Annotated in this window: 12 protein-coding genes; 4 read left to right on the top strand and 8 right to left on the bottom strand. The window is 68.3% G+C overall.

Annotated features, from left to right (window positions below):
* Positions 1-10: 10 nt before the first annotated feature.
* A complete protein-coding gene (locus tag AAY78_RS01075) occupies positions 11-1,114 on the top strand; it encodes an ABC transporter ATP-binding protein (RefSeq protein WP_046746531.1) in 1,104 nt (367 codons plus the stop codon).
* An 84-nt stretch (positions 1,115-1,198) separates the two neighbouring features.
* The gene (locus AAY78_RS01070) at positions 1,199-2,503 is read left to right on the top strand and encodes a DUF4032 domain-containing protein (RefSeq protein ID WP_046746530.1); all 1,305 of its coding nucleotides are present in this window, start codon (positions 1,199-1,201) and stop codon (positions 2,501-2,503) included.
* A gap of 26 nt (positions 2,504-2,529) precedes the next feature.
* On the opposite strand, the gene AAY78_RS01065 is transcribed toward AAY78_RS01070, so the two are convergent.
* The 6 genes from AAY78_RS01065 to AAY78_RS01040 form a co-directional block, all read right to left on the bottom strand.
* Positions 2,530-3,171: an NAD(P)-dependent oxidoreductase gene (locus AAY78_RS01065; protein WP_046746529.1), complete on the bottom strand. Its 642-nt coding sequence runs from the start codon at positions 3,169-3,171 to the stop codon at positions 2,530-2,532.
* A gap of 37 nt (positions 3,172-3,208) precedes the next feature.
* The gene (gene rlmB, locus AAY78_RS01060; protein ID WP_046746528.1) at positions 3,209-4,213 is read right to left on the bottom strand and encodes a 23S rRNA (guanosine(2251)-2'-O)-methyltransferase RlmB; all 1,005 of its coding nucleotides are present in this window, start codon (positions 4,211-4,213) and stop codon (positions 3,209-3,211) included.
* Positions 4,206-5,606 carry a cysteine--tRNA ligase gene (gene cysS / locus AAY78_RS01055; protein ID WP_046746527.1) on the bottom strand — a complete coding sequence of 467 codons (1,401 nt, stop codon included), beginning with the start codon at positions 5,604-5,606 and terminating at the stop codon, positions 4,206-4,208. The genes rlmB and cysS overlap by 8 nt, the downstream gene beginning before the upstream one ends.
* A gap of 71 nt (positions 5,607-5,677) precedes the next feature.
* Positions 5,678-6,268, bottom strand: a complete 591-nt coding sequence (locus AAY78_RS01050) for a short chain dehydrogenase (protein ID WP_046746526.1) — start codon at positions 6,266-6,268, stop codon at positions 5,678-5,680.
* 68 nt (positions 6,269-6,336) lie between these two features.
* Positions 6,337-7,518: a 2-C-methyl-D-erythritol 4-phosphate cytidylyltransferase gene (gene ispD, locus AAY78_RS01045; protein WP_046746525.1), complete on the bottom strand. Its 1,182-nt coding sequence runs from the start codon at positions 7,516-7,518 to the stop codon at positions 6,337-6,339.
* Positions 7,519-7,587: 69 nt separating this feature from the next.
* Positions 7,588-8,070, bottom strand: a complete 483-nt coding sequence (locus AAY78_RS01040) for a CarD family transcriptional regulator (RefSeq protein ID WP_017201416.1) — start codon at positions 8,068-8,070, stop codon at positions 7,588-7,590.
* 137 nt (positions 8,071-8,207) lie between these two features.
* Here AAY78_RS01040 and AAY78_RS01035 point away from each other — a divergent pair, with 137 nt between their 5' ends.
* Positions 8,208-8,741, top strand: coding sequence for a restriction endonuclease subunit M (locus AAY78_RS01035; protein ID WP_046746524.1), 534 nt, complete (start codon positions 8,208-8,210; stop codon positions 8,739-8,741).
* 88 nt (positions 8,742-8,829) lie between these two features.
* On the opposite strand, the gene AAY78_RS01030 is transcribed toward AAY78_RS01035, so the two are convergent.
* Both AAY78_RS01030 and AAY78_RS01025 read right to left on the bottom strand, forming a co-directional pair.
* Complete coding sequence (locus AAY78_RS01030; protein WP_045263359.1) at positions 8,830-9,513, bottom strand: response regulator transcription factor; 684 nt, start codon at positions 9,511-9,513, stop codon at positions 8,830-8,832.
* Positions 9,510-10,733, bottom strand: a complete 1,224-nt coding sequence (locus AAY78_RS01025) for a sensor histidine kinase (RefSeq protein WP_046746523.1) — start codon at positions 10,731-10,733, stop codon at positions 9,510-9,512. The genes AAY78_RS01030 and AAY78_RS01025 overlap by 4 nt, the downstream gene beginning before the upstream one ends.
* A gap of 216 nt (positions 10,734-10,949) precedes the next feature.
* On the opposite strand from AAY78_RS01025, the gene phoU reads away from it, so the two are divergent.
* Positions 10,950-11,660 carry a phosphate signaling complex protein PhoU gene (gene phoU, locus AAY78_RS01020; RefSeq protein WP_046746522.1) on the top strand — a complete coding sequence of 237 codons (711 nt, stop codon included), beginning with the start codon at positions 10,950-10,952 and terminating at the stop codon, positions 11,658-11,660.
* Positions 11,661-11,690: the final 30 nt, after the last annotated feature.

The raw sequence follows: 11,690 nt of genomic DNA, 5'->3' as shown, positions 1-11,690 counted from the left end.
AGAAACGACAATGGCATCTGTGACTTTCGACGAGGCCACCCGCCTGTACCCCGGTGGAACCCGTCCCGCTGTCGACAAGCTGAACCTCGAGGTCGGTGACGGCGAGTTCCTCGTCCTCGTCGGACCTTCCGGTTGCGGTAAGTCGACGTCCCTCCGCATGCTCGCCGGCCTGGAAGAGGTCAACGCCGGCCGCATCCTCATCGGTGACCGCGACGTGACCGACGTGCCGCCGAAGGACCGTGACATCGCCATGGTCTTCCAGAACTACGCGCTGTACCCGCACATGACCGTCGCCGAGAACATGGGCTTCGCGCTCAAGATCGCCGGCGTCGGCAAGGAGGAGCGTGCGTCGCGCGTCCTCGAGGCCGCCAAGCTCCTCGACCTCGAGCAGTACCTGACCCGCAAGCCGAAGGCTCTCTCGGGTGGTCAGCGTCAGCGTGTGGCGATGGGCCGCGCGATCGTCCGTCAGCCCCAGGTCTTCCTCATGGACGAGCCGCTGTCGAACCTCGACGCCAAGCTCCGCGTCCAGACCCGTACGCAGATCGCGTCGCTGCAGCGTCGCCTCGGCGTCACCACGGTCTACGTCACGCACGACCAGACCGAGGCGCTCACCATGGGTGACCGTATCGCCGTGCTCAAGGACGGTCTGCTCCAGCAGGTCGGCTCGCCGCGCGACCTGTACGAGAAGCCCGAGAACGTCTTCGTCGCCGGCTTCATCGGCTCGCCCGCGATGAACCTGTTCTCGGCCGACCTGGCCGACGGCGGCGTGCGCTTCGGCACCGAGGTCGTGCCGCTCGACCGCGACACGGTCGGCCGTGCCAACGGCTCGCAGGTCACGGTCGGCGTCCGCCCCGAGGACATCACCGTCGGCCCGGCAGACGGCAAGGGCCTCTCGGTCGTCGTCGACCTGGTCGAGGAGCTCGGCGCAGACGGCTACCTCTACGGTCACACCGACATCAACGGCAAGCGCACCGACCTGGTCGCCCGTGTCGACGGCCGCAGCCACCCGAACGCCGGCGAGACGGTCACGCTGGCTGCCAACGCTGGTCACGTGCACGCGTTCGACAGCGAGTCCGGCGTGCGACTGAACGACAAGCCGGTCGTCTCCGCCTGATCGGATCCACAGACGCGGCGCGGGCTGACTTCGGTCACCTGCGCCGCGTCTCTTTTTCCTCACCGCCCGCCATCAGGGAGCACCATGCAGGACTCGCTGCGGATCACCGCCAGCAAGATCGATCCGGGACTGCTCGCGCTCCCCTGGTCGACAACCCTCGCCAAGTGGCCGTCCGAGCACATCGTGTCGCTCCCGAAGGGGCTCTCCCGCCACCTCGTGCGATTCGCCGATCTCTCCGGTCGCGTCGTCGCCGTCAAGGAGACCACTGCGGAGATGGCCCAGCGCGAATACGACATGCTCGGCAACCTGGCGCGCCTCGATGTGCCATGCGTCGACAGGGTCGCCGTGATCGCCGGCCGCACCGATGCCCATGGTGACCCCCTCCCCGCCGCCCTGGTCACATCACACCTGCGTTTCTCGATGCCGTATCGCGCGCTGTTCACGCGGGTGCTGCGCCCTGACACCGCGAACCGTCTCGTCGACGCCCTCGCGCTGCTTCTGGTGCGCTTGCACAACGTCGGCTTCTACTGGGGCGACGTCTCGCTGTCGAACACCCTCTTCCGGCGCGATGCCGGTGCGTTCGCGGCCTACCTCGTCGACGCGGAGACCGGGGAGCTCCACGAGGAGGGCCTCACTGACGGCCAGCGCGCGTATGACCTCGACCTCGCCCGCACCAACATCGCCGGCGAGATCATGGACCTCGCGGCCGGTGGACGTCTGGAGCACGGAGTGGATGCCGTGGCGATCGCGGACGGCATCGTGTCGTCATACCGGTCGCTGTGGGCCGAGCTCACCGCTCAGGAGTCGTTCTCCGCGGCCGAGACGTGGCGCATCACGGAACGGGTCGAGCGCCTCAACGCCCTCGGCTTCGACATCGACGAGATGTCCATGTCCACGACAGCCGACGGCACCGTCGTGGAGATCCAGCCGAAGGTCGTCGACGCAGGGCATCACCAGCGGCGCCTGATCCGCCTCACAGGCCTCGACGTCGAGGAGAACCAGGCCCGTCGCCTGCTCAACGACCTCGACGAGTTCCGCGCCCGCTCGACCAAGCAGTGGGCGGACGAGGAGATGTACGCCCACGAATGGCTCACCCGTGTCTTCGAGCCCGTCGTCCGTGCGATCCCCTATGAGCTGAGGGCGAAGCTCGAGCCTGCCGAGGTCTTCCACCAGGTGCTGGAGCACCGCTGGTACCTGTCCCAGGCGGAGGGACGCTCCATCCCCCTCGCCGAGGTGCTCACCAGCTACATCAACGAGGTGCTGCGCCATCGCCGCGACGAGGCCACGATCATGGGCCCGCCCACCGAGACGATGAGCCTTCCCGTCATCACGGGCGCGACGCCGACCGCCGACGACGATGATGACGTCGACTGGCGCGATCTGGTCTGACCGCTCCGAGGCGTCGGGGCCGGGACTCAGTAGCCGACGGTGAACCGCTCGCGATGGTGGTTGCCCTGCTCGATCTCATCGACCACCGCGACCGCGAAGTCGGCCCCCGAGATGAACGACTTGCCCTCGTCGTCGCGGACGATCACATCGCCGCCGTCACGGTAGTGTCCGGTGCGCTCGCCCTCTGCCCACGGACCGAAAACCTCGGCGGGGTGCACGAAGAACCAGTCCAGACGCGGATCGGTGGCTTCGAGCAGTGCGAGCGAGTCGATGCCGACCTGCGCCTCGTGCTTGTACTCCTCGGGGAAATCCTGATCGAACAGACGCGGCCCACCGGGAGCGACGAGACTGCCCCCAGCACCGCCGATCACGCCCAGGCGCGTCTCCGTCCCGGTGAGTCGATCGGCGAGCCCGCTCAACGCCTCCAGAACCCTGTTCTCCATGTCGCCGCGAGGAGACAGCGCGGACACCACCGCATCCGCTCCGTCGAGCGCCGGGGCCAACGAGTCGAGGTCCAGCGCCGTGCCCTGCAGATACGCAGCGCCGGCGACGGGATCCGTCGGTTCCGAGCGCGACAGGGCGATGACCGCATGACCGCGCGACACCGCCTCGGCGACGATGTGACGGCCGGCGTAGCCGGTTCCTCCGAGGACGACGATGCGAGCCATGCGGTTCTCCCCTAGTCAGATGTATGTGGCGATGGAATCACTTCGCGGCGCGGAGCGACGCGACCTGGTACAGCGCGACGGACGTCGCGATGCCGGCGTTCAGCGACTCGGTGGCCGCGGAGATCGGGATCGAGACGATCTGGTCGCAGGTCTCGGAGACGAGACGGGACAGCCCCTTGCCCTCGGAGCCGACCACGATCACGACGGGACGATCGGCCAGCTGCAGTTCCGGAAGCGACACGTCGCCGTCACCGTCGAGCCCGAGCACGAAGACACCCTGCTTCTTGAGCTCCTTGAGCTGCGTGGTGAGGTTGCTCGCGAGAGCCACCGGGGTGCGCGCGACCGCTCCGGCGCTGGTCTTCCAGGCCGCGGAGTTGACGCTCGCCGAGCGACGCTGAGGAAGGATGACGCCATGGCCACCGAACGCCGCCGTGGAGCGGATGATCGCGCCGAGGTTGCGGGGGTCGGTGATGCCGTCGAGCGCCACGAACAGCGGCACGTGGCCCTGGTCGATGACCTGCTCGAGCAGATCCTGGGGGTGCGCGTACTCGTACGGGGGCACCTTGATCGCGACGCCCTGGTGCACGCCGTCGAAGCCGGCCATCCGGTCGAGCTCGGGACGCGTGACCTCGAGCACGGGGATGCCGCGGTGGGTCGCGATCGAGAGCATCTCCTTCACACGGTCGTCCATCTCCACGCGCTGCGCGATGTAGAAGGCCGTCGCCGGGATCTTCGCCCGCAGTGCCTCGAGCACCGAGTTGCGACCCGTGACGATCTCGGTGTCGTCTCCTGCCTTGGCCTTGGACGCGCGGTTCCCGCCGCCAGCCCCGGGACGTCCGCCGCCCGGCCGCCCCTTGCCGCCGGTCGCCGCGGCGTACCGCTCGGCCGCAGCCTTGCGCTTGCCCGCCGGGTGCCAGGCGCGGTCCTCCGCCTTCGGCGTCGGTCCGCGACCCTCGAGCGCCTTGCGCCCGAGTCCGCCGGTGCCCTTGGTCGGGCCCTTCTTGTTTCCCTTGCTCGCGCCGGGGCGCCCTGGCTTAGCCATCGATACTCCAATGAGTTCCGGCCGGAGTGTCCTCCAGCGTGATTCCTGCGGCGGCGATCGCATCTCGGATGCGATCGGCCGCCGCCCAGTCCTTGTCAGCGCGTGCCTGTGCGCGCTGGGTGATCATCGTCTGGACGAGAGCGTCCAGCACAGACTCCGACGCGTGAGTCCTCGCGCCGGATGAGGCGGTGAGACCGAGGACGGAGGTCATCGCCAGCACGGCCCGAAGAGCGTGCAGCGCGGCTTCCGTCTCCCCCGCATCGAGCGCCGAGTTGCCCGCGCGCACCGTCTCGTGCAGCACAGCCAGCGCCTCCGGAACCCCGAGATCATCATCCATCGCGGCCACGAAGGCCTCGGGAAGACTCTGCGACACGAAGAATCCGATGCCCCCTTCGGCAACGCGTGCGGCACGCTGCTGGAACGTCGCGATGCGACCGAGCGCGGCCTCCGCCTCCGCCCACGACGACTCCGTGAGGTCGAGACTCGACCGATAGTGCGCCGAAGCGAGCGCGTAGCGCACCACCAGCGGGTCGTGCGCGGCGAGGACGTCTGCGGCCAACGTGAAGTTGCCGAGCGACTTCGACATCTTCTGTCCGTCGACGGTCACGAGGCCGTTGTGCACCCAATAGCGGGCGAAGCCGTCTCCTGCTGCGGTCGACTGCGCGAGCTCGTTCTCGTGATGGGGGAAACGCAGATCGAGCCCGCCGCCGTGGATGTCGAACTCCGCGCCGAGATAACGCTTCGACATCGCGGAGCATTCGATGTGCCATCCGGGACGGCCGGTCCCCCAGGGCGATGCCCAGCTCGCATCGGACGGCTCCTCGGGCTTGCTCCCCTTCCAGAGCGCGAAGTCCTGCGGATTCCGCTTGCCTCGGGGATCCGCGTCCTCCGCCGCTTCCATCGCGTCCAGCGACTGATGGGTGAGCGAGCCGTAGTCGGACCAGGAGCGCACGTCGAAGTAGACGTCCCCCGATCCGTCCGGCGCAGGGTAGGCGTGGCCGCGCTCGATCAGCAGCGCGATGAGCTCCTGCATCTGCGGAACCGACGCCGTGGCTCGGGGCTCGTAGGTCGGCGGGAGGATCCCCACGCCCGCATAGGCAGCGGTGAACTCGCGCTCCATCCGGTAGGCCAGCGCCCACCACGGCTCGGACTCGGTCGCGTTGGCGAGCACCTTGTCATCGATGTCCGTCACGTTGCGGACGAACGTCACGCGACCGTGGCGGTACTCGAGCCAGCGCCGCAGGAGATCGAAGCTGAGGGCCGCTCTGACGTGCCCGATGTGCGGGCCGGACTGCACGGTGGGTCCGCACACGTACATCGTGATGTTCTCAGGATCGAGAGGCACGAAGTCGCGCAACTGCTGCGCGCGGGTGTCGTAGAGGCGGACTGTCACCGCTCAAGCTTACCGGGAGCGTCGTTCCGGAGCCTGGGCGCGTGCGAATGCGTCATCCATGACGGGCGAACTCAGTCCACGGGGAAGATCTGTCCCGTCTGCACGCCGAGGACGCTCTTGGCGTACGCCATGCCGACCCGGTATGAAGACACCGGGACGAACCCCGGGAACGACGAATGGTAGGAAGGCGCGTCCTCGAGCACTGAGGGGCTGACGGCGTTGATGCGGATCCCACGCGGGAGCTCGGCGGCTGCGCCCAGCACGAACGCCTCTATCGCTCCGTTCGCCAGCGAGGCCGCCACCCCCGTGGCGATCGGCTCGCGGGCCAGGACGCCGGAGGTGAGGGTGAAGGAGCCTCCGTCACGCACGAACCGCGTACCGATGCGGACGATGTCGAGCTGGGACAGCACCTTGCCGCGGAGCGCCGATTCGAAGTCGTCACGCCCGAGCTCGGCCAGCGGTGCGAACGGGACGCTGCCGACAGCGGCGATGACCGCATCCACGTGGCCCACATCGTCGAAGAGCCGCTCGATGGATGTCGGGTCCGTCACGTCGACAGACGGATCACCGTTCCGCGAGGCGGCCACGATGTCGTGCCCTTCGAGCGCTCCGACTGCCGCCCGTCCGACATGCCCACTGGCTCCGATGATGAGGATCTTCACTGCGGCTCCTTCTGTGATGGTCTCGTCGACAGGAAACGATCCGCACGGACCGCGCATTCCCCGCCGAGTCAGAGCGGGAAGACGGTCGCGATCGCGGTGACCGCGATGCCCTCCGCCCGCCCGGCGAACCCCAGCCCGTCGGTCGTGGTGGCTGTCACGGACACCGGAGCGCCGAGGATCCCACTGAGGAGCTCCTGGGCTTCGGACCTTCGCGGGCTGAACTTCGGACGGTTCCCCTGGAACTGGACCGAGACGTTCCCGACCGCGAAGCCGGCTTCCCGGAGCAGCTCGCGCGTGCGGGCCAGGAAGACCTCGGCATGGGCCCCCGCATACTCGGGATGGGCGGTGCCGAAGTGCTCGCCGATGTCGCCGAGGCCCGCCGCTCCCAGGAGCGCATCGACGATGGCATGGGCGACCGCGTCTCCATCCGAATGGCCGGACAGAGGTTGCTCCCCTGGCCACTCCAGACCGGCGAGCCAGAGGTCGCCCTCGCCGCCGAAGGCGTGAACGTCCGTGCCGATGCCCACCCGCGGGATGCCGGCGCCTGCGTTGTGCGAGCCCAGAAGGTGTCTCGCGCGCTCGAGGTCGGCCGGCGTGGTGATCTTGAACGCGCGTTCGGAGCCGTCGATGTGCCGCACGGGGCGGCCTGTCGCCGCGAACAGCGCCGCATCGTCGGTGTACTCGACCCCGCTCTCACGCGCGGCGGCGTAGGCGGCCTCCAGCGCTGCCCGCGGAAAGCCCTGTGGCGTCTGCGCCGCTGCGAGCTCGGAACGGTCGACGGCTGCCGCCACGGCTCCATCGACGACCCTCTTGAGCGTGTCGACGACGGGCAGCGTCGGAATCACGCCGACCTCTGCGGTCACAGCCGCTGCGACGGCATCGATCTGTGAGGGAGGGGTGAGCGCACGTGCGGCGTCATGCACCAGCACCGTCTCGATGTCGCCCCAGAGCGCGCTCAGACCCGCGGCCACCGACTGCTGCCTGGTCGCGCCGCCGGTGACCACGCGCCCCAAGTCGGCGCGCTCCCCCGCCGCTTCGCGCAGCTCGGTCTCGGCGTCGCCCTCCCAGCCTGCGGGGGCGACCACGACGACCTGGGCCGGCGCGGCGGCGAACACCCCGTCGAGCGCATGGCGGAGCACGGAACGGGAGTCGACGCCGACGAAGGCCTTCGGGGCGCTCGCCCCCAGTCGGGTGCCGGAGCCTGCGGCCACGACGATGATCGCTGTGCGTGGAACGGGAAGGATGGTCACGGCTTCACGTTACCGGCCGAGACGACGAAAGGCGGGTGCCGAAGCACCCGCCTTTCGTCGTGGAAGAGCTCAGGAAGCGAGAACCTCGTCGAGCAGTGCGCCCGCCTTGTCCTCGTCGGTCTTCTCGGCGAGCGCCAGCTCCGAGATGAGGATCTGGCGAGCCTTCGCCAGCATCCGCTTCTCACCCGCGGACAGACCGCGGTCCTGGTCACGGCGCCACAGGTCGCGCACGACCTCGCTGACCTTGATCACATCGCCGGAGGCGAGCTTCTCGAGGTTCGCCTTGTACCGGCGCGACCAGTTCGTGGGCTCTTCTGTGAAGGGTGCTCGCAGCACCTCGAAAACATGATCGAGGCCCTCCTTGCCGATCACGTCGCGAACGCCGACCAGGTCGACATTCTCCGCGGGGACCTCGATGATGAGATCTCCCTGGGTGACGTTGAGCTTCAGGTATTTCTTCGCCTCACCCTTGATGATGCGCTCCTTGACCTCGATGATGGTCGCAGCGCCATGGTGGGGATAGACGACGGTCTCGCCAACCTCAAAAAGCATAAAAACGTGTCCTTTCGGCAACCTCAAGGATACCACAGGGGACATGCGCTAAGGTTCGCGCCCCGAGGGCCGCAGGAGCCCTCACGACTTACGCATAGAATGGTTCCGGATATCCCCGCCGGACCTCAGGAGGACCCGTGAAATCGCGCCTTGTTGCGTCTGCAGCCCTCAGCGCCCTCGTTCTGCTCGGTGCGACCGGGTGCACGTTCATCACCCCGCAGTCCACCAAGACCGAGTACGCCGCCTCCGACGGAGTGAACGTCTCCGACGAAGACGGGCCCATCGACGTGCGCAACGCCCTCGTGGTCGCCACGGAGGACGGTTCGGTCGGCAACTTCGTCGCCGCGATCGTGAACCCGACCGACGAGAAGGCCACGCTCACCGTCACCGTCGAGGGTGTCGACCCCTTCGCCATCACGGTCCCGGCGAACGACACCGTGAGCCTCGGCTCTGACGCCGACCCGGTGCGCATCGTGGGCCTCGACACCAAGCCCGGCGCTACCGTCGAGATCCACTTCCAGTCGGGAGATTCCACCGGAGTCAAGACCCAGGTGCCGGTGCTCGACGGCACCCTCCCCTACTACTCGGATCTGGTCCCCAGCGAGAAGGCACCCACATCGTCGCCGACCCCGCTGCCGACCGATACGGCAGCCCCGGCGCCCTCGAACTGACGCCGCACGCAGCGAGAAGAGGCCGGCACCCCTCGGGGTACCGGCCTCTTCTGCGTCTCACCGGCAGCATGCGCCACCGATCGGACGCTCAGCCCTCGAAGCGGTACCCCAGACCACGCACCGTGACGAGCATGACGGGCTCGCTCGGGTTCTCCTCGATGCGCGAGCGGATGCGCTTGATGTGCACGTCCAGCGTCTTGGTGTCGCCGAAGTAGTCGCTCCCCCACACGCGGTCGATGAGCTGTCCCCTGGTCAGGACGCGTCCCGAGTTGCGCATCAGCACCTCGAGCAGCTCGAACTCCTTCAGCGGCATGTTGATCTGCGCACCTGCCACGGAGACGGTGTGTCTGTCGATGTCGAGAGACACACGTCCACCGTCCAGCACACGCTCGTCCAGTTCACCGTCCGCCTGGACCACCCGGCGCAGCACCGCCCGCATCCTGGCGAGCAGCTCCCGGGACGAGTAGGGCTTCGTGATGTAGTCGTCCGCTCCGAGTTCGAGGCCGACGACGATGTCGACCTCGGAGTCCTTGGCGGTGAGCATGATGATCGGCACAGCAGAGGTCGAGCGGATCTGCCGACACACCTCGGTGCCCGGCATCCCCGGCAGCATCAGGTCGAGCAGCACGATGTCGGCACCGCGCTCCCGGAAGGCCGCGAGTGCGCCGGGGCCGTCCTCCGCGATCTCCACCTCGTACCCCTCGCGTCGGAGCAGGTAGGCGAGCGGGTCGGCGAGGTCGGGCTCGTCTTCGACGAGAAGGATTCGGGTCATGCTCTCTCTCCGTTTCGCACGCGGGCGGACGCGGCGTTCTTGGCCGCCTTGCGCGCGCGCTTCTTCTTGTTCTTCTTGCCCGCGTCGCGATTGTCTGGGGCATCGATCCGAGGAAGCCGGATCGTGAACGTGGACCCGCGACCGGGACGGGACCACAGCCGCACCTCGCCACCGTGACGCTGGGTTGCGTGCTTGACGATGGACAGGCCGAGGCCCGTGCCGCCCGTGCGCCGCGATCGGGCTTCGTCGGCCCGATAGAACCGCTCGAAGATGCGCTCGCGATCTGCTTCCGCGATGCCGATGCCCTGATCCGACACCGCGATCTCGACCACACCGTCTTCCGCCCGTACGCCCACGCCCACTCGGGAGCCGCGCGGCGAGTAGACGATGGCGTTGGCGATCAGGTTGCCGACCGCCTCGATCAGGATCTGCGCATCGCCGCGCACCCAGACACCACGGTCTCCGCCCCTGGCGAGTTCCACACCGGCGGAATCGGCCTGCACGACATGGGCCTCGATGGAGGAGGCGATCACCTCGTCGATTGCGACCGGCCCCACCGTGGACAGCCCGTCCTCGGCCTGGAGCCGGGACAGGCTCATGATGCGACCGGTGAGCTGACCGAGACGACCCGCCTCCGCCGAGATGCGCGCGGCGAAGATGCGCACCTGGGAGGGATCGTCGGCCGCCGACTCGATCGCCTCGGCGAGCAGGCTCACCGCACCGACCGGCGTCTTCAGTTCGTGGCTCGTGTTCGCCACGAAGTCGCGACGCATCTGGTCCAGTCGTTCCTGCTCCGTGACATCACGGATGATCAGCAGGACGAGGCGGCTGCCGATCACGCTGGCCCGAGCCGAGACCAGGCGGGGGTCGAGGCTCACCCCGCCGCGCGTGATGCGCATCGACTCGGTGACGGAGCCGCCGGCCTCTCTGACGCCGCGGACGAGCTGCCGGAGCTCCGGGTTGTCGAGAGTCGAGCCGACATCGATCCCGAAGCGCGTCGCGGCCTGCGATGCGGCCAGCACCAGACCGGAGGCGTCGACGATCGCCGCCGCATCGTCCATGCTGTGCAGGACGTCGGTGATGCCGGCGGGGATCGCCAGCGACGTCTCCTCCTGCACTCGAGCCCGCGCTCGGTACGCCCACACCACGAGGAGCGACAGGCCGACGCCGATCACGAGCCCGATGGCGAGCGAAGACAGCGCGAGCTGCGGCAGGGTCATGACTCCAGCGTAGAGTGCGTTCACCGTCCGTCCGGCGGGTTTCCGCGCCCTGGCGGGAACAGGAGAAGTACTATTCACGTGCTGGGCACCGTTCGTTAACCTTCGAAGCAGACAATCGCTTCGGGCCCGTGCGGGAGCACAGACCTGCTCTCGTGCGGACGACCCGCCGCCTCGCGCTGATCCAGCCGAGATCCGAATGAAAGGTTGCGCCCCAACATGCGCGAAGTCTTCCACCAGTCCCTCGAGGACCTGCAGAACCGCCTCGTCGAGATCGCCGACCTCGTCACGGTGTCCATCGACAAGGCCACCAGGGCGTTCGCGACGAGCGACGTGGCTCTGGCCGAAGAGGTCATCGCCGACGACGCGAAGATCGACGAGCTGGCCGTGGCCCTCGACGAGCAGGCCATCGAGATCCTCGCGCGCCAGCAGCCGGTCGCCCGCGACCTCCGCATCGTCGTCACTGCGTTGCGCGTGAGCGCCTCGCTCGAGCGCATGGGCGACATGTCGGAGCACATCGCCCAGCTCGCCCGCCTCCGCTTCCCCGAGCGCGCCATTCCGAAGGGCCTCAAGGGCACGTTCGTGAAGATGGGCGAGCTCGACGTCGAGGTGGCCCGCACCCTGTCCGAACTGCTGCGCACGCAGGACCTGCGTTTCGCCGACGCCATCCGCAACGCCGATGACGACGTCGATGAGCTGCACGCCACCGTCTTCGAGAAGGTGCTCAGCGACAACTGGAAGGGCGAGGCCACGGCCACCGTCGATGCCACGCTCGCCAGCCGGTACCACGAGCGCTTCGCCGACCACGCGGTGGCCGTCGCGAAGAAGGTCGTCTACCTCGCCACGGGCGACTGGGCGGTCGAGGAACACGACATCCCGCTCGCCGTCGAGCAGCAGGAGCTCGGTCAGCAGGAGTTCGGCCACGCCTGACACCCACTCGCGGATACGACGGAGCCCCCG

The sequence above is a fragment of the Microbacterium sp. Ag1 genome (assembly GCF_001005635.1).
Classification (GTDB): domain Bacteria; phylum Actinomycetota; class Actinomycetes; order Actinomycetales; family Microbacteriaceae; genus Microbacterium; species Microbacterium oxydans.
The sequence above is the reverse complement of the archived record's forward strand: the minus strand, read 5'-3'. Positions and strand labels throughout refer to the sequence as shown.

Excerpts from the sequence above, each read along its gene's own strand:
- AAY78_RS01075 (WP_046746531.1), top strand. The coding sequence starts at position 11 with ATGGCATCTGTGACTTTCGACGAGGCCACCCGCCTGTACCCCGGTGGA.
- AAY78_RS01070 (WP_046746530.1), top strand. The coding sequence starts at position 1,199 with ATGCAGGACTCGCTGCGGATCACCGCCAGCAAGATCGATCCGGGACTG.
- AAY78_RS01065 (WP_046746529.1), bottom strand. The coding sequence starts at position 3,171 with ATGGCTCGCATCGTCGTCCTCGGAGGAACCGGCTACGCCGGCCGTCAC.
- rlmB (WP_046746528.1), bottom strand. The coding sequence starts at position 4,213 with ATGGCTAAGCCAGGGCGCCCCGGCGCGAGCAAGGGAAACAAGAAGGGC.
- AAY78_RS01040 (WP_017201416.1), bottom strand. The coding sequence starts at position 8,070 with ATGCTTTTTGAGGTTGGCGAGACCGTCGTCTATCCCCACCATGGCGCT.
- AAY78_RS01030 (WP_045263359.1), bottom strand. The coding sequence starts at position 9,513 with ATGACCCGAATCCTTCTCGTCGAAGACGAGCCCGACCTCGCCGACCCG.
- AAY78_RS01025 (WP_046746523.1), bottom strand. The coding sequence starts at position 10,733 with ATGACCCTGCCGCAGCTCGCGCTGTCTTCGCTCGCCATCGGGCTCGTG.
- phoU (WP_046746522.1), top strand. The coding sequence starts at position 10,950 with ATGCGCGAAGTCTTCCACCAGTCCCTCGAGGACCTGCAGAACCGCCTC.